At 64.4% G+C, this 22,314-nt stretch carries 33 protein-coding genes; all 33 read right to left on the bottom strand.

All coding sequences use genetic code 11. The features are described from left to right. Positions 1 to 36: 36 nt before the first annotated feature. Positions 37 to 504 (bottom strand): recombination regulator RecX, encoded by a 468-nt coding sequence (recX, locus tag C4K40_RS06475; RefSeq protein WP_022642650.1) that lies wholly within the window; start codon positions 502 to 504, stop codon positions 37 to 39. An 8-nt stretch (positions 505 to 512) separates the two neighbouring features. Then, the gene (gene recA / locus C4K40_RS06470) at positions 513 to 1,565 is read right to left on the bottom strand and encodes a recombinase RecA (RefSeq protein WP_053135606.1); all 1,053 of its coding nucleotides are present in this window, start codon (positions 1,563 to 1,565) and stop codon (positions 513 to 515) included. Positions 1,566 to 1,648: 83 nt separating this feature from the next. After that, entirely contained in the window at positions 1,649 to 2,149 is a 501-nt protein-coding gene (locus C4K40_RS06465; RefSeq protein WP_053135608.1) for a CinA family protein, read from the bottom strand. A 189-nt stretch (positions 2,150 to 2,338) separates the two neighbouring features. Further along, entirely contained in the window at positions 2,339 to 2,653 is a 315-nt protein-coding gene (locus C4K40_RS06460; RefSeq protein WP_124421273.1) for a hypothetical protein, read from the bottom strand. A gap of 150 nt (positions 2,654 to 2,803) precedes the next feature. Next, entirely contained in the window at positions 2,804 to 2,986 is a 183-nt protein-coding gene (locus tag C4K40_RS06455) for a hypothetical protein (RefSeq protein ID WP_022642646.1), read from the bottom strand. 224 nt (positions 2,987 to 3,210) lie between these two features. Then, complete coding sequence (locus C4K40_RS06450) at positions 3,211 to 3,384, bottom strand: Com family DNA-binding transcriptional regulator (RefSeq protein ID WP_022642645.1); 174 nt, start codon at positions 3,382 to 3,384, stop codon at positions 3,211 to 3,213. Between the two features lie 64 nt (positions 3,385 to 3,448). Beyond that, positions 3,449 to 4,459: a contractile injection system protein, VgrG/Pvc8 family gene (locus C4K40_RS06445; protein ID WP_022642644.1), complete on the bottom strand. Its 1,011-nt coding sequence runs from the start codon at positions 4,457 to 4,459 to the stop codon at positions 3,449 to 3,451. Positions 4,460 to 4,468: 9 nt separating this feature from the next. Next, complete coding sequence (locus tag C4K40_RS06440) at positions 4,469 to 4,681, bottom strand: tail protein X (RefSeq protein ID WP_022642643.1); 213 nt, start codon at positions 4,679 to 4,681, stop codon at positions 4,469 to 4,471. Continuing rightward, positions 4,674 to 5,057: a phage tail protein gene (locus tag C4K40_RS06435; protein WP_053135610.1), complete on the bottom strand. Its 384-nt coding sequence runs from the start codon at positions 5,055 to 5,057 to the stop codon at positions 4,674 to 4,676. The genes C4K40_RS06440 and C4K40_RS06435 overlap by 8 nt, the downstream gene beginning before the upstream one ends. Next, positions 5,057 to 7,555 (bottom strand): phage tail tape measure protein, encoded by a 2,499-nt coding sequence (locus C4K40_RS06430; protein WP_053135612.1) that lies wholly within the window; start codon positions 7,553 to 7,555, stop codon positions 5,057 to 5,059. The genes C4K40_RS06435 and C4K40_RS06430 overlap by 1 nt, the downstream gene beginning before the upstream one ends. A 6-nt stretch (positions 7,556 to 7,561) precedes the next feature. Next, positions 7,562 to 7,687, bottom strand: a complete 126-nt coding sequence (locus C4K40_RS31850; RefSeq protein WP_256224213.1) for a hypothetical protein — start codon at positions 7,685 to 7,687, stop codon at positions 7,562 to 7,564. Further along, positions 7,684 to 8,253 (bottom strand): phage tail assembly protein, encoded by a 570-nt coding sequence (locus tag C4K40_RS06425; RefSeq protein WP_022642639.1) that lies wholly within the window; start codon positions 8,251 to 8,253, stop codon positions 7,684 to 7,686. Before C4K40_RS06425 ends, C4K40_RS31850 begins: the two co-directional genes overlap by 4 nt. 258 nt (positions 8,254 to 8,511) lie before the next feature. Further along, positions 8,512 to 9,018: a phage major tail tube protein gene (locus C4K40_RS06420; RefSeq protein ID WP_022642637.1), complete on the bottom strand. Its 507-nt coding sequence runs from the start codon at positions 9,016 to 9,018 to the stop codon at positions 8,512 to 8,514. Continuing rightward, positions 9,018 to 10,184 carry a tail protein gene (locus tag C4K40_RS06415; protein ID WP_022642636.1) on the bottom strand — a complete coding sequence of 389 codons (1,167 nt, stop codon included), beginning with the start codon at positions 10,182 to 10,184 and terminating at the stop codon, positions 9,018 to 9,020. Before C4K40_RS06415 ends, C4K40_RS06420 begins: the two co-directional genes overlap by 1 nt. A 2-nt stretch (positions 10,185 to 10,186) precedes the next feature. Then, on the bottom strand, positions 10,187 to 10,390 hold the full coding sequence (locus tag C4K40_RS06410; protein ID WP_022642635.1) for a hypothetical protein: 204 nt from the start codon (positions 10,388 to 10,390) through the stop codon (positions 10,187 to 10,189). 87 nt (positions 10,391 to 10,477) lie between these two features. Further along, a complete protein-coding gene (locus C4K40_RS06405; RefSeq protein ID WP_053135617.1) occupies positions 10,478 to 10,714 on the bottom strand; it encodes a tail fiber assembly protein in 237 nt (78 codons plus the stop codon). Positions 10,715 to 10,725: 11 nt separating this feature from the next. Next, positions 10,726 to 11,478 (bottom strand): hypothetical protein, encoded by a 753-nt coding sequence (locus C4K40_RS06400; protein ID WP_053135620.1) that lies wholly within the window; start codon positions 11,476 to 11,478, stop codon positions 10,726 to 10,728. A gap of 107 nt (positions 11,479 to 11,585) precedes the next feature. Continuing rightward, positions 11,586 to 12,122 carry a phage tail protein gene (locus C4K40_RS06395; RefSeq protein WP_053135623.1) on the bottom strand — a complete coding sequence of 179 codons (537 nt, stop codon included), beginning with the start codon at positions 12,120 to 12,122 and terminating at the stop codon, positions 11,586 to 11,588. Beyond that, the gene (locus tag C4K40_RS06390; RefSeq protein WP_053135627.1) at positions 12,119 to 12,853 is read right to left on the bottom strand and encodes a phage tail protein I; all 735 of its coding nucleotides are present in this window, start codon (positions 12,851 to 12,853) and stop codon (positions 12,119 to 12,121) included. Before C4K40_RS06390 ends, C4K40_RS06395 begins: the two co-directional genes overlap by 4 nt. Next, a complete protein-coding gene (locus tag C4K40_RS06385; RefSeq protein ID WP_053135631.1) occupies positions 12,850 to 13,845 on the bottom strand; it encodes a baseplate J/gp47 family protein in 996 nt (331 codons plus the stop codon). The genes C4K40_RS06390 and C4K40_RS06385 overlap by 4 nt, the downstream gene beginning before the upstream one ends. Further along, positions 13,842 to 14,174 carry a phage baseplate protein gene (locus C4K40_RS06380; RefSeq protein WP_053135635.1) on the bottom strand — a complete coding sequence of 111 codons (333 nt, stop codon included), beginning with the start codon at positions 14,172 to 14,174 and terminating at the stop codon, positions 13,842 to 13,844. The genes C4K40_RS06385 and C4K40_RS06380 overlap by 4 nt, the downstream gene beginning before the upstream one ends. A gap of 10 nt (positions 14,175 to 14,184) precedes the next feature. Next, positions 14,185 to 14,796 carry a phage baseplate assembly protein V gene (locus C4K40_RS06375; RefSeq protein ID WP_053135637.1) on the bottom strand — a complete coding sequence of 204 codons (612 nt, stop codon included), beginning with the start codon at positions 14,794 to 14,796 and terminating at the stop codon, positions 14,185 to 14,187. A 3-nt stretch (positions 14,797 to 14,799) separates the two neighbouring features. Continuing rightward, on the bottom strand, positions 14,800 to 15,324 hold the full coding sequence (locus C4K40_RS06370) for a hypothetical protein (protein ID WP_053135640.1): 525 nt from the start codon (positions 15,322 to 15,324) through the stop codon (positions 14,800 to 14,802). Between the two features lie 18 nt (positions 15,325 to 15,342). Continuing rightward, the gene (locus C4K40_RS06365; RefSeq protein ID WP_053135643.1) at positions 15,343 to 15,858 is read right to left on the bottom strand and encodes a hypothetical protein; all 516 of its coding nucleotides are present in this window, start codon (positions 15,856 to 15,858) and stop codon (positions 15,343 to 15,345) included. A 30-nt stretch (positions 15,859 to 15,888) separates the two neighbouring features. Then, positions 15,889 to 16,452: a glycoside hydrolase family 19 protein gene (locus tag C4K40_RS06360; protein ID WP_053135646.1), complete on the bottom strand. Its 564-nt coding sequence runs from the start codon at positions 16,450 to 16,452 to the stop codon at positions 15,889 to 15,891. A 12-nt stretch (positions 16,453 to 16,464) separates the two neighbouring features. After that, positions 16,465 to 16,962, bottom strand: a complete 498-nt coding sequence (locus C4K40_RS06355) for a phage tail assembly chaperone (RefSeq protein WP_083456956.1) — start codon at positions 16,960 to 16,962, stop codon at positions 16,465 to 16,467. Further along, the gene (locus tag C4K40_RS31720) at positions 16,963 to 17,856 is read right to left on the bottom strand and encodes a hypothetical protein (RefSeq protein WP_053135649.1); all 894 of its coding nucleotides are present in this window, start codon (positions 17,854 to 17,856) and stop codon (positions 16,963 to 16,965) included. A gap of 103 nt (positions 17,857 to 17,959) precedes the next feature. Beyond that, entirely contained in the window at positions 17,960 to 18,451 is a 492-nt protein-coding gene (locus C4K40_RS06345) for a tail fiber assembly protein (RefSeq protein WP_022642623.1), read from the bottom strand. Then, the gene (locus C4K40_RS06340) at positions 18,452 to 19,381 is read right to left on the bottom strand and encodes a hypothetical protein (RefSeq protein ID WP_053135652.1); all 930 of its coding nucleotides are present in this window, start codon (positions 19,379 to 19,381) and stop codon (positions 18,452 to 18,454) included. 139 nt (positions 19,382 to 19,520) lie between these two features. Further along, positions 19,521 to 20,039, bottom strand: a complete 519-nt coding sequence (locus C4K40_RS06335) for a phage tail assembly chaperone (RefSeq protein ID WP_053135655.1) — start codon at positions 20,037 to 20,039, stop codon at positions 19,521 to 19,523. Beyond that, positions 20,039 to 20,959 (bottom strand): hypothetical protein, encoded by a 921-nt coding sequence (locus C4K40_RS06330; RefSeq protein WP_053135657.1) that lies wholly within the window; start codon positions 20,957 to 20,959, stop codon positions 20,039 to 20,041. The genes C4K40_RS06335 and C4K40_RS06330 overlap by 1 nt, the downstream gene beginning before the upstream one ends. Before the next feature lie 13 nt (positions 20,960 to 20,972). Further along, the gene (locus C4K40_RS06325) at positions 20,973 to 21,371 is read right to left on the bottom strand and encodes a phage tail assembly chaperone (RefSeq protein WP_053135661.1); all 399 of its coding nucleotides are present in this window, start codon (positions 21,369 to 21,371) and stop codon (positions 20,973 to 20,975) included. Positions 21,372 to 21,373: 2 nt separating this feature from the next. Then, on the bottom strand, positions 21,374 to 22,312 hold the full coding sequence (locus tag C4K40_RS31845; protein ID WP_053135664.1) for a hypothetical protein: 939 nt from the start codon (positions 22,310 to 22,312) through the stop codon (positions 21,374 to 21,376). Positions 22,313 to 22,314 lie beyond the last annotated feature (2 nt).

Below are 22,314 nucleotides of genomic sequence, written 5' to 3'. Positions count from 1 at the left end.
CAGCATCGCCCGCCGCTTCATGCGGCGGGCAGCGTCTCAATCATCCAGGCCGCGACGGCTAAACACGCGATTGATCATTTCCATGGGGTATCCACGGTATGCCAGGAAACGCCCTTGCCGGGCACGCTCCCGAGCATCGGCTGGTAGCTGCCCGGCGAACTTGCGCTGCCAGACATCCCGTAGTTGCTCTTGCCAGTCGATTCCGCACTCACGCAAGGCAAGTTCGATATCACTGCGTTGCAAACCACGCTGGCCAAGCTCTTCACGGATGCGCATAGGCCCGTAGCCCGAACGGGCACGGTAGGAAATGAAGCTTTCGAGATAGCGGGATTCGGACAACAAACCCTCTTCCGTCAAGCGGTCGAGGGCTGTGTCGATCATTTCAGGAGAGGCGCCGCGCTGACGCAACTTACGCGTCAGCTCGACTCGACCATGCTCGCGTCGCGCAAGCAGGTCCATTGCAGCTCGCCGCACCGCGACGAGGGTATCGAGTACGGCGATCATCGGCTCAATCAGAAGTCAGCGTCAGCCATATCGTCTTCGGTTTCTTTGACCGGAGCAGACTTGGTATCTGGAGAACCGCTCAACAGCTTGTCGCGGATCTGCTTCTCCAGCGCGTTGCCGATTTCCGGGTTGTCCTGCAGGAACTTGGCCGAGTTGGCCTTGCCCTGGCCGATCTTGTTGCCCTGGTAGCTGTACCAGGCGCCGGATTTCTCCAGGAAGCCATGCAGTACACCCAGGTCGATGATCTCTCCGTTGAGGTAGATGCCCTTGCCGTAGAGGATCTGGAACTCGGCCTGGCGGAAAGGTGGAGCTACCTTGTTCTTGACGATCTTGACCCGGGTCTCGCTGCCCACCACCTCGTCGCCTTCCTTCACCGCGCCGGTACGGCGGATGTCGAGACGAACGGAAGCGTAGAACTTCAGGGCGTTACCACCGGTGGTGGTTTCCGGGCTACCGAACATCACGCCGATCTTCATACGGATCTGGTTGATGAAGATAACCAGGCAGTTGGCGTTCTTGATGTTACCGGTGATCTTGCGCAGCGCCTGGGACATCAGGCGGGCTTGCAGGCCCACGTGCATGTCGCCCATCTCGCCTTCGATCTCGGCCTTGGGTACCAGGGCTGCCACGGAGTCGACGATGATCACGTCAACTGCGTTGGAACGCACCAGCATGTCGGTGATTTCCAGGGCCTGCTCGCCGGTATCCGGCTGGGAAACCAGCAGGTCGTCGACATTGACGCCCAGCTTGCCAGCGTACTCTGGGTCCAGGGCATGCTCGGCATCGACGAACGCGCAGGTAGCGCCGGCTTTCTGTGCCTGAGCGATGACCGACAGGGTCAGGGTAGTCTTACCGGACGACTCAGGACCGTAGATTTCAACGATACGGCCTTTTGGCAGGCCGCCAATGCCCAGAGCGATGTCCAGACCCAGAGAGCCAGTGGAAATAGCCGGGATCGCCTGGCGGTCATGATCGCCCATACGCATTACGGCACCCTTGCCGAATTGACGTTCGATCTGACCCAGGGCCGCAGCCAAGGCTTTCTTCTTGTTGTCGTCCATTAAAGTCCTCACGTAATCAATAAGGCCTGACGGCCAACACCTGTATAAGTAGCCAGTATTATTCCACAGCGTTCGCAGATCGCCTACCCCTGATTTGCGATTTCTGCCGCCGCATGTTGCAGCAGCCCCTCTAGGGCGGCCTTCACCGTTTGTCGGCGGACCTCATCGCGGTTGCCGGGGAAGTGCCGGCACTCGGTCACCAGCCGCTCGCCCACGCCCCAGGCCAGCCATACGGTGCCCACCGGCTTTTGCGGCGAACCGCCATCCGGTCCGGCGATGCCACTGACTGCCACGGCGAAACGCGCATGGCTGCGAGCCTGGGCGCCACGGACCATGGCCTCCACCACTTCGCGGCTGACCGCACCCACTGACTCGAAAAGCCCCGTGGGCACTCCCAATTGCTCGGTTTTCTGGCGATTGGAGTAGGTCACGTAGCCGGCCTCGAACCAGGCCGAGCTGCCCGGCACCCGGGTGATAGCCTCGGCGATCCCGCCGCCCGTACAAGACTCCGCCGTACTGACGTGGGCATTGAGAACCTGCAGGCGACGGCCAAGTTCCGCGGCAAGCTGGGTGATTTCTTTCACGTTGATCTCCTGATGAGGCGGGCATGTGCCTAACCTACACCAGGCCCCATGGCTTGCAAGCGACACGCTGCCCCAGGGGCAGCGAGCCCGGCCCGGCAAAGAGCTCGCACGTCTGGTCAACCGGCACGACACTACACTTGGACTCTCAAAGGAGCTGCTCGCTGGACTAGCCCTGCCGGATCAAGACATTCACGGGAGAAGATCGTAGGTCAGCATGGCGCTGGAGTTTGAATTGACCGGAGCCCACCACACTCCCTGGCCTGCAGGAATGAGCACTTCATAGGGCATGGTGTGGGCGCCAAGAGGGTTGGAGAAGAACGCGGGCGTCGCATTCAATGAATAACCCGTTGGCTTGACGCTACTGCAATAAAGCGTTCCACCATTGACAGAACAGGTCCGGATGACTGCACCAGAAACATTCTGGGCAGGTTCGATAAAAGTATGCAGAGAATCGCCATAACCTTTGTGATTGATGAATTTAGTGCCGACTCGAATGGGTTCCATAGGTCATGTTCCTGAAGTTGTTTGATGAAAAAGCGGCGAATGCCGCATGGATCGCTCGAGGCTCCAGGCCTTCACAACATCCGGTGTCTGGCCTCGAAGACATCGGATCCGGAGCGAACAGCGCTCACCTTCTCAGGCTCGCCACAGCACCTACACTGCGTTCAGCGCCACTTTCAACGAAGCCAGGGTATTGGTGACCTGGTAGTTGTTGGTGTCCGAGCCCTGGTAGATCACCCGGTAGTTGCCCTGGTCGATCACCTTGGAAACGCTGCCTACGGAGACCAGCGCCGCCTGACCGTTCACCGCGGTCACCGAAATGTATTTCTCAGCCATTTTTGTTTCTCCTTGCGATTTGAATGTCTGCCCGGACACCCTTGTCCGGGAAGTTTTTGCACCCGGCCAACCACCCGGCAGATATCTGCCCTGCCGACCGTTTACGGTGCAAAAGAGCTAGCTACTCCCCCACCGGCAGGTCTTGGGAAACAGCATTCGCCACCCACCCTGGCGCGGCAGCGCCAAGGTCCATGGTGATGATGAGAGAAGACTCAACCGGGCTCTTACGAACCAGACTCCGTGGTAGCCGTCGTATCCACGCCAGTCGATCGCCCGAGGTTCAAGCCCTTCACATGATTCAAGGTGCCGCAACGCGAACACTTGATCTGGAGCTCCGTGAACTCGCCCACCCGGGCGAGCAGTCGTTTGCAACTACCGCATCTGCACTCTTTGAGCATCTTGCAATTCCTTTGATTTCAACCGCCCAGCCCACCAGGCCCGGGCTACGAGCCACCCCGCCATCTAACCGCCAATGCAACTGGCATGCACCAGGCAGCGATAGCTCTGCTCGTGGCTGCCGCTGGCCGTCACCTTGTCGATCGACCAGCGCCCCTGCATGAACCCCGGCCAGCTTGAATCCAGCAGCAGCAAGCCTTCGGCCGCCAGGGCCGGGTTGCCCGGGCAGTCGATGTTGACCTTGCGCGCCGCCCGCTCCAGCTTGCGTATCTCGCCTTCCGCCGCTGCCCGTGCCTCGGCCTCGCTCTGATACCGCTGGCGCAAGGTCTTGAACGGCTTGATCCCCAGGCTCACCCGCCGCTCCTGACCCGCCGCAGCGTCCCACCAGGCCGTGATGCAACCGCTGTACTTCATCCGTGCTTCCTCATCGAGGGAGGCGGTGATGAAGGCCCGGTCCCCCGGCCGGTTGTCACGGGTCACGCTCAGCGTCACGTCCTCTAGCGGCTTGCCCGAGAGGGACTTGAGCTGGCCGCTGCGGGCCAGCACATAGAGCCCGTTGAACGGCTTGGTGACCGCGTCGTAACGCCGAGCCAGGCGCGTCAGGAAACCCATGTCGGTCTCGTTGGACTGGTCAATGTGCTCGATCACCTTGCCTTCGAGCTCCGGGGCCACCCGGGGCGAAAAACCATGGCGACTGACCAGTTGACGAAACAGTGCGCCCAGGGTCGTTGGCCCATGGCTGGCACTGCGGCGCTGGCGGAAACCACTCTCATCGGCCGCGCCGAATGGCGCGGCAGTGGCCACCAGCTTCAAGCGCATGGGGAACAGCAACGGAGTGCGCTGGTTCACCACGAACAAGCCCTTGTCCACCAACCCGGTTTCCCGATAGCCGACCCGCAAGCCGATCTTCCCGCCCAGGCTCGGCAAACCCTCCAGGCCCTCGATGTCCAGGGTCAGCTTGAGCTGGTCGGACTCGATGCCCGCGGCATCCACATGCTGCCAATCCAGCAAGCGCTGCATGATCAGCTCCGAGTTGGCGCCGTAGATCTCCACCACGGGTGTAAATCCAAGTGTCATGTGGCCTCCTCAATCCCAGGCCGAAACCGGCGCCAGCGCCCGCGGCCGCGCTTCCACTTCCGGCAGCAGCACCCAGACTCCGGCCGGCAACACCGGTCCCAACTCCGCGAGCCCGGGATTGAGACGCCAGAACGCCTCCTCGACCTCGTCGTCGCTGCGGGCCAATTCGCGGTACAGCAACAGGTTCGCCGAATCGCCGGCGATGCTTCGAGCCCTACGCATTGGCGAACTCCTCCAGATCCAGCATCCAATCGATCAGCATCGCCGTACCGTCGTCGATGACCGAACTCTGGGTTTCCGTGACGCTCTTGATCACCCAGCGCCCCCAATTGCGCCCCACGCCGTCGATCAACGGCAGCGGCACGCGGCGGGCCTGCAAGGCACGCAACTCGTCGAGGCGCGCCATGGCCACGCCGTACATGGCCTTGCCGGTGATCTTCAAGGTTTCCAGGGCCTGCCCGCCCTGGTTGGTCCGGGGTTTGCTCACCAGGATGTTCAGGGGCTTCCAGCCTCCGTCGGTGGTACGCACCAGGGAGTCATAGGCAAAGCTGCGGGACAGGCCGAAGATGAAATCTCCCAATGCCATTTGTTGTTTCATCACGCCACTCCATCGGTCAACGCCGCGCCACGCCGCACGGCCAGTGAATCGCCCGCCAGCGGCAGCCACTGCGCCTGCAGTTGCTGCACCACCCGGTCGGCCAGTTGCTGGGCACTGGCCTGGTCCTGGCCGTGGATATGCACCACCGGGGCAAAGTTGATCTGCCGGTTCTCCGCCTGCGCCGCCAGGTTCTGGCTGACCGCCGCCGGCGCGGCCAGGCGGTCCGCCTGACGCCCAAGCTTGTCACCGAGCCAGGTACCGGTCTCGCCACCGGCCAGGCCGCCCAGGGCACCACCCAACAGGCCACCGATGGCAGTACCGACACCCGGGAAGATCAGCGTGCCGATCGCCGCTCCGGCGCTGGCCCCGGCATACGTGCCTGCCAGGCCACCGCCGACCGAACCCACGGCGGCGCCGACCTTGCCGGAGTCACCCTCGCGCCAGCCTTGTACCAGGTCGACTCCAGCCTCGATCAGGCTCAAGGGCCGGAACAACTTGCCCATCAGCCGGCCCCCGCCCCCTCCTGGAAGTCGCGGCGCCTTGCCGGAAAAACGCCGGCCCACCGTGGAACCCACTCGCTCAGCGGCCAGGCGCGCCATGGCCGCCGCTCGGGTGGTCAACCCGGACATCGCGGCTCCCAACCGCGATGACAGCTGGCCGGCGCTGGCAGCAACCCTGGCAGAGGCCTGCCGGGTCATCGCGGCCAACCGGATCCCGAGGCCAGACACCGCCGCGCCCAGCCCCCTGCCCGCCGCTTGCACGGCGGCCGCGCTCCTGCCAGCCAGGTTCGACACCGTGCCGGCCAACCGCGATGACAGCTGGCCAGCACTGACAGCAACCCTGGCAGAGGCCTGCCGGGTCATCGCGGCCAACCGCGTCCCGAGACCAGATACCGCCGCGCCCAGCCCCCTGCCCGCCGCTTGCACGGCGGCCGCGCTCCTGCTGGCCAGGTTCGCAACCGTGCCGGCCAAGCGCGAGAACACCGGGCCCAGCCGTGAGCGAATACCACCGCCCCCCATCCCTCCCGCCGGAGGTTGGGGCCCGCGAGGCTTCTTGCCCAACGAGAACAGGTCACTGACATCGGTGTAGAAGCCCTTGAGCTTCACCAGCGCCGAAACCGCAGCCACCGAGACCGCCAGGGCAGCGGCCACATGAGGGAACATCTGCGCCAGTTCGCCGAACTTCTGCAGCACCGCACCAGCGCCGGTCAACGAACTGCCGTAGTCGGCCAGCACCGCCGAACCCACGGAGCTCTTGAAGCCATCGACCTGGGCATCGAGGCGGTTCCACTGGGCCTGGGGCGTTTGCGCGGCCTCCTGGGCCGCCTTGGCCACCGCCCCTTGGCCATCCCGCAGCGAGCTGGCGTACTGCGGCTTGTCCGCCACCAGGGCAAAGGCCTGGGCCAGCCCGTCCAAACGTGGCAACAGCGCCTGCAACGCGCCATTGTCGGCGAACAGCTGCGCGGCGATGGCGCCCTGGCGTTCGGCCGGTCGTGCCTGCAACGCCGCGAGTACCGCCTGGATCGTCTGCGGTGCCTGGGTTTGCATATCGCGAGCCACGGCTCGTGGATCGAGCTTGAGCTCACGCCAGGCCGCAAGCTGCTCCGGCGAGGCCTTGTCACCCTGGACCAGGGCCTGGCTGAACTGGGCCAATGCCACTCCGGCACTGGCCTGGTCGGCCCCCGACTTGAGCAAGGCGGCCAGCAGCGCGGCCGCTTGTTCCGGACTCATGCCCGCGGCCACGGCATTGCCGCCATAACGGCCGAGGATCGAACCGATGTCCGCCGCCGAGACCTTGAGCCCGCTGCCCAAGTGCTGGGTGGCATCGGCCAGGTCCAGGCGTTGACCGCGGTCGAGTTGCATCGCACTGCGCCAGCCCAACAGCAAGTCCCCCGCCTGCTTGACCTTCAACTCCAGCCCGGAGCCGACCAGCGCCGCATCCCGGGCAAAGTCCAGCACCTGCTGCGGCTGGTACTGGGCCGAAGCGCCCGAACCCTCGACGCCGACCCCGGCCTTGGCCGCCGCCAGCCCGACTCGTACCAGGTCAGTGGCGGTGGCGCCGGTGGGGGCCACCAGGGGTTCGTTGGCCAGCTTGATATGCTGCTCCACCATCTGCCGCTGCTGTTCGGCGGTCAGCGGCAGCACCCGCTTGAGCTCCACCATCGCGGTATCCAGGCCGATGGCCGGCTTGAGATGGCTCAGGGGCTTGTTGTCCAGCACCGAGGCCTTGGCTGGCTGCGTCGCAGCAGGTGCGGCCAGGACCTGGCGGTCATTGAGGGTCATCAGCAACGAACGCTGGGAGACCAGCACGCCCCTTAGGGATTCGACCACCGCCAGCAGTCGTTCCTGCCCGCGAACCAGCTGCCTGAGCCCTCCGCCAAGGGCGCCGTCGCGCTCCGGCAAAGGGGCCGACCACTGCAACGTCGCTGCAACATCGGCGGACAATCCGCCAGCCTGCTGCACCGCGGCGAACCTCAGGGAAAAGTTACCTTGTGCCATCGCACGCTACTCCTTGTTCAGGCCCAGGCGGGTCGTCGCTATGTCGTAGCGACGCATTGCCTTGCCGGCGTCCCACTCCAGGATCTCGGCCTCGGTCACCGAGTAGATCAGCGGCACCACATCGAGGATCACTTCGATGTCGCGCTGCGAAAGAAGTCCGCCGGTTTGTTTAAAAAATCGTCGATGCGCACCTGCAACTGGGTCCAGTCCGGCACGGTCAGCATGGCCAGGTCCGGGATCATCAGGCCGGTGCAATGGGCGGTGATGAACTCGGCCCGTTCCTTGGGCGTCGCGAGTTTCTTCATCACCTTGGTCGCGCGCAGCGCTGGCATTTCCAGGGTCAGCGACGTCCGGCCCTGGCCGGCCAGGTCCAGCGGCAACAGCAGCGGTACCTGGTCCGGGTCGGCCTGCTCGTCCTGCTCCAGAAAGTAAGAAGTCGGACGGGTCGACATATCGTGTACGTACTGGGCAATGCTCACGTAGTCCGGACGCTTGAGCTGGTCCAGCTCCTTGTCGGACAGCCCCGTGGCGAGCTTGGCCAGGGCGAAGAACTGATCGTCTTCATCATCCCCGGCACGGGCCAGGGCGTCTTTTTGCGCAGCGTAGAACAAAGGCTTGAGCGCGATCCGCTCAAGGGTGCTGCCATCGTCGCCGGTAATCGGCGCCAGCAGCACATGGACCGGAGGTGTCCAGGACATGAGATCAATTCCTTGGAAAAACAAAAACGCCGCCGACGGCAAGTCGGGCAGGACCCGGCAGGCACCGGCGACATGGAAGGGCAATGCCGGTCAGTTGGGGAACTTGCAGGAGCGAGGCTTGCCCGCGATGGACTCAAGGGAGCAGGGTTTATCCACTGGCTTTAACGCCCCTCGCGAGCAATCGAGCGTCGACCGGCTGCTCCTACAGGGGATCACCGCGCTTGACTGACCGGCATTGGCAAGGACGGGGCGCGCCTTTTAGGGCAGCAACACCGCACGCCGCGCCGCGCCGAGGATGTCGACCCCGTTGAGCATGAACTTCTGGGTGCGCACATCGACGTCGATCACCGGCACGCCGTTTTCCAGGCGGTTGTAGGTACGGCAGCTCAAGTCCAGGGTGGTCTTGGGCTGGTCGCCCATCTTCAGCGGGGCCTCTTCCAGCGACTTCAGCTTGCCGCCCACGGTGTGGTAGACGAAGTAGGTGTTGCCGTCCTGGTCCTGCCCGGCTTCCCGGACGTTGAGCAGGATGTCGTCACCCACGCTGACACCCAGGGCCAGCATGACTTCCGGACCTGCGCCTTGCAGCACCAGCTTGGCCCCCAGGACCTTGCCGCCCTTGGCCATTTCCTCGCCGATAAAACGCCCGCCACGCATTTCCTGCATCTCGAACTCGATCTTCGGTGGCGTGAACTCCTCCACCGTCGCCGACAGCGGCAGGCCTTGCAGGGTGGCCGCGATGGCCTGTCTGACTCGGTTGGTAAACATTAGAGAACGTCCTCCAGGAACTGCTCGATGATTTCATCGCGGGCATTGAGTTGATAAATCATGTGCTCGTTCGGCGCGTAGCGGCCGTAGTCGATGACCACGTACCAGGTGCCGTTCTTGTACTTCTCGACGCTGTTGAGCTCGGGGTGCAGGTAGACCTTGCCGCCCGGGATGGTCTCGTCGGCCACCAGGGTCTGCAGCCAGTCGTTGATGCGCTTGACCTCCTGGTCCATGAACGACTTGGTCAGGTTCTTGGCCATGGCCTTCTGCCCGGCCTTGACCAGCTTGCGGCTGATGGCGTCTTCCAGGCCGACGTAGCTGATGAACTTGCCGGTGATGGAGCGGTTGCCCAGCAGCGAGAAGCCGCCCAGCACGGTGCGTGCGTAGTAGCTGATGCCGTAGCGGTTGAGCAGGTCGCCCTCGGTGGAGGTGTCGAGGATGTTGTATTCCACGCTGCGCGAAACATCTTCGGCGAAGGTCACCTGGTTGCCCGGGCTCTCCCACTGCTTGACCTTGGCCAGGGCCGCGATGGCCAGGCTCGACGGGGCCAGGAACACATTGGCCTTGGCCGCCTTGGAGTACACCGCCGGCAGGTTGTGCACCACCAGGCAACGGTCGAAGCCCAGGTCGGCGCCGCCCAGTTCCTTGCTGTACGCCACCTGGTCGGCCACCGAGGCATCCTTGCCATCGAGCACCACCCGCGCCTTGATGCGCTTGCCGAACGCGGCGAACTCACCGGCCACCGCCTTGCTGCCGGTGAAGCCCGGGGCGCCGATGATGGTCAGGTCCTCGGGCACGCTGCTCAGGGCCGCCAGGCCCAGCTTGCGCCCGGTCACCGCCTCGTCGCCGCCGATCACGTTGTTCAGGGTGTCGGCCGGGGTCGCGCCCTCGTCGACTATCACCACGTAGACCGGCACCTTGACCACCTTGAGGATCTGCAGCACCGCCTGGAACAGCGTGCCGGCCTCGGCGCCGGTGGGGTCCAGCAACGCCTGGGTGCTGAAGTTGCTGATGCGGATCGGCGTGTTCTTGGCCAGCGAGGCATGGGCGTTGGGCGCGGTACCCACCAGGCCGATGACGTTGTCGCCCAGGCCACCCATGGCCTCGGGGGATTCGCTGGCATTGACGGTGATGCCGTTGTGCTCGAAGTTCAAAACCTCAGCCATGGTCAGTCAGCCTTCTTGGTCGCGGCCTTGGCGGCCTTGGTGGATGGGGTCTGCGCCGCGAGGACGCTGGTCAGCTCCAGGCGCCCGGCACTGCGCAGCGCGCTGGCCTGGACATCGAGCAGGTCGAGTTCTTCACCGACGCTCGACCAATGCCCACCACCGGTGGGGAATGGCACGAGCACGGTGTATTTCTGGCGGATAGCCATATGCATGTTTCTCCAGAGACAAAAACGCAAAAACCCCGGGACGGGGCTTTGTTCAGGCGTAAAAAAACCGCTTGCGCGGCGGAAGAGTTACTTGAGGAATTCCGGCTTGGCCGGCCAGGCGACCGCATCCGGATCGCTGCCCTGCTCGGGAATATCCCGCAGCCCCTGGCGGTAGGCGGCGAACGCCGGACGATTGGCTTCGCCCATGGGGTAGTCGGGCATGGCGGCATAGTCACTGGCGGCCAGGTCTTCATCGCGCGCCTTGCGAATCATTTCCCACTTGATGATCGGATGCAGCTCGGCAGGTACAAAGGTAGGTTTCATGGTGTTGCTCCTTAACTAATGGCCAGCATGGTGCCCCAGTCACCGGGCTCGGTGACCACGCCGGTGCAAGCACCGGCCAGCATGATTTCAACCAGCCCGGCGGACGAGGTACGTACCGGGTGCAAGTGGTAATACGCTCCGAACTGTCCAGTCGGGGACACCACGGTCGAACACCAGCGCCACTTTCCTTTCTCCCAACCGTAGCTCCAGGCACCACTGAGCGAGCCTTCGACTACGCGCACGAATGCCCCCAAAGTCAGATAGGAGTTCAAGGGCACTGCCGCACCACCGTTGGCCAGCGTCTGGTCACTGGCATAGGGAAAGGCAAGCCAGGGACTGATATCAGTCTGGGTCCATTTCATCTGCCAGACGTTGATCGCCCCACGCCAATACTCCGTCGCGCGGATATCAAAGTTGGGATACTGCTCCCGGACATCGGCCTGCACCTTCAACATGAACTCGACATCGGCTACCGCTCGGCCCATGGTCTGGGAGACAGGAGAGATCGTCCTCAGCTTGGTCGAGGTGACCAGTTCATGAGTCCCCCAGCCGTCAATGGCCGTCCCTGCGGCATTGGGCATCAACGTGAAGTTCTTGGTGACAGCCAGGCGTGGCAGTCGATTCTTCAGATCCGCAAGTTGCGAGTCATATTGCTGGCGAGAGTTGGCAATGGCCTGGTCGATCTCGCCGACCTTGCCCGTGACGGTATTGGTCAAGTTGTTCGCCGCGTTTACCACCGCGGCCAGTTGCTGTTCTGTACTCAAAGTCCTAACTCCTTAGATTGCGTTGCGACTGTTCACAACGGCGTTGCCCATTCAGCACCAGTGACTGAACCACTTCACTGGCACCTGCAAGCCTGATTCAAGGCCCGTCAGACGGTCCTTTTTTCCAGGGCTCGCAGGCGAAACAGCACGTCGAGGCCCCGGTTCATATGGTCGATGCTGGCCGCCGAGAGCGTGGCCAGCTCATCTGCCAGCAAGATGTTGAGATTCTCGCTCCCGACCACCACGGTCACGCTCTGGGCCGGCAACGGCGAGATATCCAGGGTGAATTTCTGCAGTACCCGGGCAGCGGCGGCCTTGTACGTCAGCAGCTTGCCGGCCACCGAATACACCGCCAGCAACGTACCGCTGGCCAGGTAGAAACCGAACTCGCCGATCTCGTATTCGTCCGCCCCATCGAACAGCGCCGCCATCCGTAGCTGGTTCGAACCCAGATCCTCGTAATCCACGATTGACACCCGTTGCCGCTCATCGCGAAGGCTGGTTTGCGAACCGCTCGGATCGTAGCGACCGGTACCGGCGCCGATGTGGGTGATCTGCTCTTTCAAGCCTTGGTTCTTGGCCGCCAGCACTTCCTCCAGACCGGCGGAAGTGAAGCGAACCAAGCGCGTAATGTCTTCTGTCATAGCTGCGCCCTGAGGTCGTAGTCGTTGATGGTGTAGTGCTGGGCAACCCCAGCATTGTTGAGTCGGGCATCGAGCCCGAATTCAGGCAGCACGCCGGCCAGGCACAGCTCGCCATCGCTCAATGGCGTACCGGCCCCAGCGCCCACGCCCAAAGCCCCATGCAGGCGGACCTGGGGCAATGCGCCCGGGTGGCTGTCGTCGCCGATGCTCAGGCCCGGCTCGGCGGCCGCGGCCACGCCCAAGCCGGCGGCGGTCTGGTGAACCACAGTGATGGTGCCTTCGTCGCGCTCGCTCCTGGCGGCGTTGATGCGCCGTATCAAGCGGTTGTGATCGCCACTGGACCAGTCCCGCACGATGACGGCCTGCACATCGAAGGTGTAGGGGTGTGCCTGGGGCCGTTGTTCGTACCAGGCCGCGATATTGGGCTTGAAGCCCAGGGACTCGACCGCGTGGCTCAAGGCCTTGTGGGTCCCGGCCTGGCGCTGGATCTGCCAGGACAACGCCACGGTCAGACGCTTTTCGGCTTCACCGGCTCCGGCATCCCACTCGTTGACCCCACGGTCTGCAGCCAGGTAAGGCAGGAACTGCGCCGGGGTACGGGCCGGGTCCATCAACTGGGGAAACGGCGGTGCCACACGCTCCAGCAACCGGGCAAATCCCAGGTCGAGAGCCTTTTCCAGTGCCGAGCTGTTGCTCGGCAGCAAGCTCGAAGGTGCACTGTCTTCGTTCATAGAGTCCGCACCTCCACTTCAACCCCCAGGCAATAAGGCGCCTGGAATGCACTGGTGACTATGGGCTGCAAGGGTTCGAGGATTTCCAGCTGCACCGCGCCGGCCTTGTGCAAGGTGAAATCGATCCAGCTCGGGTCGACCCGCCCCTCCAGGCGGTGACAGCTGTCGGCGTAGGCCTGGAGCTGTTGCTGTGTCGCGACCTTGGTCAATCCGGAATCGGGTCCCGGATTGATCTTGGCCACCACGCGAATCCGGTAGGGCAAGATTTGCGCTGCCTGGACGGTGACCCGATCCGTTTCCGGCTTCACATCCGGGCGGGCGAAGTGCCTGCGCACGCCATCAAGCAATTCTGCCGATGGCATGCCATCCCCGGAGCGCGACAACACCGTCACCATCACCTCCCCCGGCGCCGTGCGCCGGGCGTTGCCATCCTTGACCTGGGCGGCGAAGCCATCCGGGTCGAAGGTGTAGGTGACCGCCACCACCCCGGCGTCGCCGGAGTCGACCTTGACCACCGGCCGCTCCCCCAGGGTGAAGATCTCCCGTCGATACTGCATCCGCGAACCGGCCGCTGGCGCATGGGGCGCGAGGTAGTAGCGCAGCCGCGCATCGTCGTCGCTTTCGTATACCGGCGGCACCGGCGGAAAGGCCTGGTCGTCGCCCGGCACCAACAGCTGGCGCTCCAGGCCCATGTCGGCCAGGCGCGCGTCCAGGTTGCTGCCGGTGGCCCACCACGCCAGCATCTGGCGGATCCGCGCGTTGTACTTGCGTTCGTGGGTCTGCAAGCGCACGCAGAAGGCCTCCAGGGCCATGGTTAGCAGTTCGCTTTCGTTGTCCAGGCTGGTGCGCAACTTGGCCGCCTGCTCCGGGGAACGGGCGGCCACATAGTCAAGGACAAAGGCCTTGAACTCGGCCAGCAACGGCTCGAACTCATCGACCTTGACGATCTCCGGTTCTTCGAGCTGGTTCTGCCCGGGAATCAGCATGCTCATGTCACCACCTCGAAAGATTGCCGGCGGTTGTTCCAGGTCCCGGCGAAGCGCAGCAGCAAGCCCGCACCCTGGCGACTGGCGACTATGACCTCGGGCTCGAAGTCGGCGATGCCGTTGGCCTTGTTGTAGAACGCCTCGGCGGCGTGGCTCTGGGCCAGGACCAGCAGGTCGTCGCCGAGATTGCGCCCCAGCAACTGGGGAATCAGCGAACCGTACAGCGGACGCTTCTGCCGGGTGCCCAAAGGGGTGGTCAGCGCTCGGGTGGCACGCTGGACGAATTGCAGCCAGTCATCGACCGCTGCCCCGGTGTGTCTATCAACGCCGATCATGGCGAACTCCTTATGCGGTACTGATGACTCGGCCCTGGTGCTCCACCAGCGGGCCGCGCAAGTGCACGCCCCCGGCGTCCAGCCGCAGGCCGCTGGCGCCCAGGCTCAGGTCCACGGCATCGGCGGTCATCACCAGGCGGGCATTGCCCAGGCTCAACTCCAGCGCTTCACGGCTGCCGCTGAATGCCGCCGGGCCGTTGCTCCAGTTCAGGGTGTGGCTGGTGTCGTCGTAGCTGCTCTGGCTGCCGTCGCGGTATTGCCGACGGGTCAGGCCGGCGACCGTGGCGGCCGGGGGAAAGCGCTGGCTGTTGAGGCCGAACAAAGCCACCGACTGGCCCCCGCCCTCCCCCGCGCCATGGTTGAGCAACAGGCATTGCTCGCCCACCGAAGGAATGCGCGACTCGCTCTGCTCCCCGGCGCTGGGGTTGAAGAAACGGATGGCCGGGGTCAGCAGGTCGCCATGGCTGACCCGGCAGGTATTGCTGGCGGCGTCCACCGAATGGCAAACGCCGATCCGGCAGAAACTCTCGGCACGCCGATGCAGGTCGTCCAGCTCGGTTTCCATCTCGGCCAGGCGCTCGATGATCGGGGCCAGTTGCACCCTAAGGAAGGCATCGAACATGGTTCAGTCCTCCAGGGCTCGGTATTGGCTCGGATCGTCGATGCTGGAGACTTCCCAGGTGCGGGCGAACAACGGCTTGCCCACAGGGTCGTCCAGCAGCGTCGGGCCCAGGTAGATGGCCTGGTCGAAACTCAAGCTCCAGGCGTCATGGGTCGGCTGCGGATCGGTCACCGGCAAAGGCTGCGCGACGATGTTGGCCGCCGCGCCACACTGCTCGACCGACCAGCCCCAGCGGTTATCCGCCAGCACCGTCAGCAGCCGGCTGGCCAGGTCCCAGGCGGCCTGGGTCGAACCCGCATGGCGCGGCACACACAGCTGCAGGACGATGCGCAGCAACTGCACCTGGCGCCCCTGGGAGGAACGCGGGGCCTGCTGGTTACGCTCGATATCCAGCAAAAACCACGGCTGCCCGGAGGTGTTGCCGAAGTCCTGGCGCGTGCCCACCTGCAGGCCTGGTTCGGCCTGGCGCAAGCCTCGCTCGATGGCCTGCAGCAGTTCGGAAGGTTTACGAATATCCGGTACGGACATGAAAGTCTCCTGTTCCCCTCAGGGATGCCGGGCCACCGCTGGGGCGCCCTGCAGCAGGGCCTGGGACTCGCGCACCCACTGCTGCAACGCCTTCAGTTGCTCGGCATTGGCGTGGCACTGGTTGTAGTTGTCGACGACGCTGGCGGCGACGGTAGAGAGTGCAAGGCCCGAGGCGGCGCCATCAGTGCCGCGGGGGCCTCCGGCCACGGGCAGGTTGTGGGCACCGGCGTCGTGCACCCGGACAAAACCGGCAGGCACCACGCAAGCGCTATCAGCGGCTTGGGAAACATAGATAGGAACCTCCTTGGTAATAGTGGCGCCCGCCTGGTAGACCTTGACGATGCGGTCGACGTACTCGACCACCACCTTCTCCTTGACCGTACCCAGGGCCTGGCCCTGTTCGAAGGACTGGCGCAGGCGCGCCTCGTCCAGGACGTGGTTGCGGCTACGCTCGCTGCCGACCCCGGTGATGTAGCCCAGGGCATAGAGCAGCCCGGCCATGACCGCCACGGCCAGCCAACTGCGAATGTTCATGCTGAATCTCCTTGGCGCAGGCCGGTGGCCTCAGGCTGCCGGCAGGCCCAGTACCGAGCGCGCCCGGCCCCAGAGCTGGCGGCGATCTTCCACGCCGTTCAGGCCGCCATTGATACGCCGGGTGATGGCGTTGAATTCGTCACGATCGGCCAGGGCATTGAGCCCCGCCCGCTCCCAGAACCAGGCTGCCGATTCGGCGGCCCATTGCGCCTGCTCCAGCAGCTCGGGCAACTCCAGCAGGCGCTCGTCGCCGAACAGGCCGAGGCTGCACTGGCGATAGTTGCTGCGCCCGGTAACCTGGATCAGCCCACGCCCGCGATAGCGCTGGCCGTCGCCATCGGCCTCGGGGGTATTGCCCAGCCGCGCGGCCAGGGTGCCGGTGTCGTACTTGCTCAGGTACTGGTCGTTGCCCAGCTCGCGCACGTACTGCAACTGCCCCGACTCATGGCCGATCTGCGCCAGGAACGCCGCCTGGCGCTTGGGCGTATCGATCTGCCGGCGAGCCATGGCAGCGTTGAGCGGGGATACGAAAACGCCCGCTTGGCGGCGGGCGTTCGGCATGATCTTGAGCAACTGCTCTTCAGTGATCGACATAGAGAATTCCTTTCATTTGTTCTTCCCACGAAACAGCGCGAACAGTGGGTTGGATGAGCTCCTGGACTCGGCCGAAATCGATTCGGCCACCGCAAGTTGCGGGCGCAGCGCCTGCTGCGGAAAAGCCTGCTGGACAGGCCAGTCGCGCAACTGCTGGCGATACTGCTGCAAGCTGGCGAACTCGGCGGCCGAGAGACTCGTTTCTACCCCAGCCTCCAGTTGGTCGCGATGCCGGGCCACCACCCCATCGGTTTGCAGCAACTGCGCGTCGCGCCAGCTACGTTCGTTTTCCTGTAGCCACTGCGCATCGGGGGCCGGCAAGTCGACCAGGACCGGATAACCATCGTCCCTGGCGGCCATTTTCTTCGGGCTCAGGGCCAGCTCGCTCAACAGCGAATGCCAGTAGCGCTCGGGCACCTCCACCACATCGTCCGGCATATCGCTACCATGGATCGCCGGCAAGTAGGCACCACAGGTGCTTGGGCTGAAAAAGATCGTCGAGTTGTTCATTCAGTACCCCACTACTCGGTAATAGATGAGCCACTGCGAGCTGTTCCCCAAGTGGTTGAAAACCCTCAGCTGGCAACCTTGGTTGGTTACCTTGTTCCATACCGCAATCACCATGGCCGCACCGGTGCCGGCATGGTTGGCCACAATGGAGCGCACGCCATTTGGAAAGGCAACCGGAAAGGTGACGTAGGCGTCACCGGATTCATTGCTGGTGCAAATTCCCCACTGATCGATGATGCCGCTCGGATGTCGTTGAAAACCCGAAGCGCCATACGAAGCGCTGAACATGGGCGAATACTTCAGCGCGGCATCGCCATCGTCGAGGCTCCAGCCACGGTCATACAGGTTGCGCCGGAATACCGCCCGGGTACCTGCGGTGAAGGTCATCGGGCCACTGCTGGCACCGGAGATCTGCGAAAGGTTGTCACCAGCCCGGCCTTGCACGGTAAAGGCCCCGCCCCAGCCGAACACCGTGACCAGGCCACCGGGTGCCACCGCCGCCCACTCGGGCAAGGTCACGGTCACCGGGGCCGTCAGGGCAATCAGCTTGCCGACATCGCCAGGGGCCAGGGCCACGTCGCGATCATAGTTGGCTTGCCCCGAGTAACTGCCCAGGGCCCGCTGCACGAATTCGGTGGTCGCGACCTTGTTGCTCGCATCGAACTTCGGCGCCGTATCGAAAGCGCCCTTGCCACGCAAGGCCGTCAGCAGCTGGTTGTTCACCCCTTCGACCGGTGTGGTACCCGAGGCCCGGATAACGTTCAGCAATTCTTCGGTCACCGAATTGCCCCAGCTCGCGGAAATCAGCGACCCGGGGGTTCCCGCCACGGCATCCTCATCCACGAACCTGCCGTTGACCAAGCCAACGCTGGGCACGCTCCTTGGATAATCCATTGTTTAACTCCTGCCATCTCTGGCTTTTCGACTGACGAGCACCGCCATTTATGGCGGTGCTCGGTCAGGACAGCTCACGCTGAAGATGAATATCAGTGCCGCATCAGGACGCTGCATCCGGTGCCGGTTGCGCGGGCTTTCTGGCCCGGGTGCGCTTCACCGCGGGAGCCGCTGCCGGTGCCGGCATCACTTGTACGGGGCGCTTGTCGCTAGCGGGGAAGTCGTCCTGGGCCGGCCATTGGCGCAACAGTCGCCGATAATCCTGCAGGCTCTGGAATTGAGCCGCCGACAAGCTGGTGGCGCCACCGGCGTCCAGCTCATCGCGATGGCGCGCCACCACGCCGTCGGTCTCCTGCAATTGACCGTCGCGCCAGGCGCGCTCGATCAGCGCCAAGGTCTCGGCCGAAGGCCCGGGGCGTTCCACCAGGATCGGCCGGCCCAACTCGTCGGCGGCGATGGCCCGGCCCTGGGCCTGGCCCTCGAACAGCTTCTGGTACTCCAGGTCGGTGATCTTCACCGCCTGCTCCAGCAGCGCCGGTTCATGCTCGTCGGAGCACAGGAAACCCAGGGTCTGCGCTAGAAAATACTTGCTCATTCAATACCCCCAAACCAGGATGCGGCCGCCAATGGGATTGGGCACCGGTACGTTGTTGCCGATGATGTCCCGGGCCTTGGCCACCACCACCGCCTTGTTGCTGCTGGGCAGGTCGAAGGCCCAGACGGTGGTCCGGCCCGTGGCACCCCAGCCCAGGGGATTGAGTTCGTTGGCAATGCCGCCCAGCACCGCGTTGGGAAACTGGATAGGCAGTGACACGATCATGTTGCCGTTACTGTCGGAGCCACCGGCGATCCACTGCACGATCAAGCCACTGGGCAATTTCTGGTAGCCAGTACCTCCCATCGAGCACGCAAAACCCGGCATGTAGCGCATCGGTACGCTGCCCAGCAGCGCCGTCCACTCGCCATTGAGATGCTTGACCAGCACCACCGAATCGCCCACGCCGAACTCGAAGCTACTCAGGTAGCCGTTGCCGACGGCGATCTTGTCGCCACCATTGACCACCACGGTCATGGCCCCGGTACCGGTGTTCATCAGGTACAGGGCGCTGCCATTGGCGATGGCCGGTCCGGCCGCGGGCAAGGTGATGCTGTAGCCGCCATAACCGAAGCGCACGCAACGACCGATATCGGCGGCGGTCAGGGTGGTGGCCGCGTTGTAGACCGCCACATCGCGCAGCGAGCCCAGGGCGCGTTGCACGAACTCGGTGGTGGCTGCCGACTTGCCGTTGTCGAACTGCGGTTTGGTCTGGAACAGCGCGCCGCTGCGCAGCGCGGTGATCAGCTGGTTGTTGCTGCCTTCCAGCGGAGCGATGCCCGCGGCCGACAGCACATTGAGGATTTCATCGGTGATCGCGTTGCCCCAACTGGCCGGGATCAGCGACCCCGGCGTGCCAGCAACCGGGTTTTCATCGATGAACCGGCCATTGACCAGCCCAGAGCTGGGCACGCTTTTTGGATAGTCCACAGGTGATGTCCTGAAGAGGACGCCCACCGCTACGCCCCGGGTGCGACGCGGCTCGACCAGCGGCCAGGCAACGTCGGCACCCGGGATGGCGGGCAGGCGTCTTGAGATGATTGAAAACGGCTCGAAGGATTCGCGCCGGTCATTGGCCAGGCAGGTTGCCTGGCAACCATTGGGGGGCCTGCGGACGCGCCGCCACGGCCGGAAACTCCTGGCAATCGGGCCATTCGCGCAAGGCCTGGCGGTACTCCAGCAACTCCAGGTACTGCTGCGCGCTAAGGCTGGTGCCACGGCCCAGGTCCTGTTCATCGCGGTGCCGGGCCGCCAGCCACTGGCTGGCTTCCAGGCTGTCGCTGCGCCATTGGCGCTCCCGGGCCTCCGCCCCCTGGGCCACCACCTCGGCCACATGGGCCCGGGCCATGGTTTCCAGCTTGTCGCCTGGCGGTGTCGCCAGCGGCGCAGCCACCGGCTCACTTGCCTCAGCCACCGAAGCCGGCACAGGGCTGGCCTGCAACGCCATGCCCACCCGCACTTCGCGCCCCAAGGGCGCAGGGTGGATGGACGCGAGGAACTGCGGGGCGAACAAATCAGCGATGGCGTAGTCGCCGGTCTCGATTAACTCGACCACCACGCCCTCTTCCACACGGACATAACGGGCCATCACGCGTACTCCCAGATTTCACAAAAGCCATTGCCACCGGCACCGCTCAAGCAGGCGGCAGTGGCTAGGAAGGAACAACTGCCGCCGCCTCCCGAACCACGTACCCCGGGGAGGCCTATGTTGTTCAGTCCGGTAGCGGCAGTCCCGCCGTCGAACGGACTGGCTGCACCGCAGCCCGCCAACGTGCCCCAGTTCGGATTGCTCATGGCATAACCGCCCTGTATGCCACGGGCACTGGAAAGGTTGCCGCCCGTCACCACCCCGCCGCCTACGCCCCCCTGGACGAATCCGGGAGCAGTCGAAACAAAGGTGATCACCTGGCCACCCGTACCTCCAGAGGCGCTCATGTAGCTGCCGAAAGAGGCGCTACCGCCGCTGGCACCCACCACCGCGCGCGCCTCGCCACCGGCACCCAGGGTTACGGGCACCCCTGCCAGCATCTGTGAAGTCACATCGAACAAGCCCTCGGCATAGGCGCCAGAACCACCGCCGCCACCCAGGGTGAAACTACCTGCAGGCACCGGCTGGCAGCCGCCGCCGGAACCACCAGCGCCCACCAGGCGCACGCGAATGCGCTTGGCCCTGGGGTCGGGCCGATACAGGGTGATGCCCATGGTTTCAAACTGCTTCACCGCCAACAGCCGCCCGCCAGCATCGCTGATGCCGTAGCCGCCCAGGGTGGTGGGGGTGTTCTTCAAGCGCTTGAAGTCGAGCAACTCGCCAATGGCCTGGGTCAACTGGTCAGTCTTGCGTTCATCCGGCACCAGGCCGGCCGCCTTGATGACGTTGAGGATCTCCTGGGTGACGCCATTGCCCCAGTCGGCGGGAATCAGCGATCCCGGCGAGCCGGTCAGCGGGTTTTCATCGACGAAGCGGCCATTGACCAGGCCCGCACTGGGTACGCTTTTCGGATAATCCATGGTTCATGTCCTGTCAGTGGGGCAACTTCGCCAGCCACTTGGGCGGCTCGGGTCGCGCTTGGGTTTGCGACTGGCCGGCCGAGGCCGGCCAGTCCCGCAGGGCCTGGCGATAAGCCAGCAGCTTGGCGAACTGCTTGCGCCCCAGGGTCGCCGGGGCATCGGCGTCGAGTTCATCGCGGTGGCGGGCCACCAGCCAGTCGGTCCCGGCCAGGGTTGTGCGGCGCCAGTCGCGCTCGGCTTGCAAAAGCGGCTGCTGTGGTTCGGCGGCAAGGCTGTCCGGAGCCGGGCTGAACAGCTCATCCTGGTAGCGCCAGCCGACGGTCACCGCAAGGCCTGGCGGCAGCTCGACGCCACCGTCGATATCGCCGCTCACCAGGGCCGTCACGACGCCCTGTTCGATAAAGGCTTTCATTCCTAGGCCTCCCATCTGACACGGGCGTTGATCACCCCTGCGCTACTGGTGTTCTGCGCCCAGGACAGGATCAGTACACGCCCCATGTAGCGATCGCTGAAGCCACCTTCGGGCATGACCGATGTCGCTGTCTTGTAGTTATGGCCAGTGTCCTCGGCCACGATGGTGTAGTCGGTCTTGACGTAGTCGTCGTAGTCCATCATTCCCGCAACGTAGGCCCGAGGTTTCCTGGCCCAGTTCAGGGGCAACGAGTAACTGCCGCTTGCTCCGGACCAGACCCCCACGGCTTCCAGCCGCGCCTTGTTGGCCAGCAAGGTCAGCTTCGGCAAGGTCCCGGCACCGGCGGTGACCACCTTGGCCAGGAGCAGGTCGATGCAGGTGGAATCGAAACCACCTCCGGAGGCGCCGGCGGCGCCCTTGAGCACAGGGGGAACGGCGTCGTTGTCGGTGCCCTTTTGCAAGTAGCAGCCCAACGCCCCGCCCATGACCTGCATGCGCAAGAAATAGGTGCTGTTGATATCCAGGTCGGGGGAAATCCAGGGCACGCTGTACAGCGCCCGCGGGCGGGCGGTGATGCCCACCAGCGCTTCTTCGCCCAGGCTGACCAGCACCCCGCCGGGCACCATGACCGTGCCGCCCGCCGCAGCCGTACCCGGTGTCACCGCGATACGCCCGTCGGCCGTGGCCACGGTGGGAAAGGCCAACGCGGCCAGGGGTTGGGCATCCTGGGCCAGCACACCCTTCAAGGCCCTGAGCAACTGGTCCGATTCGCTTTCGGCTGGCGTGATGCCCGCCGCACGAATCACATTGAGCAACTCCTCGGTCACGCCATTGCCCCAGGCGGCGGTGATCAACGAGCCGGGCGTCCCGGTCAGCGGGTTTTCGTCGGCAAACCGGCCGTTGACCAGCCCCGCGCTGGGCACACTTCTGGGAAAGTCCATCA

Source organism: Pseudomonas sp. CMR5c (assembly GCF_003850545.1).
Classification (GTDB): Bacteria; Pseudomonadota; Gammaproteobacteria; order Pseudomonadales; family Pseudomonadaceae; genus Aquipseudomonas; species Aquipseudomonas piscis.
The sequence above is the reverse complement of the archived record's forward strand: the minus strand, read 5'-3'. Positions and strand labels throughout refer to the sequence as shown.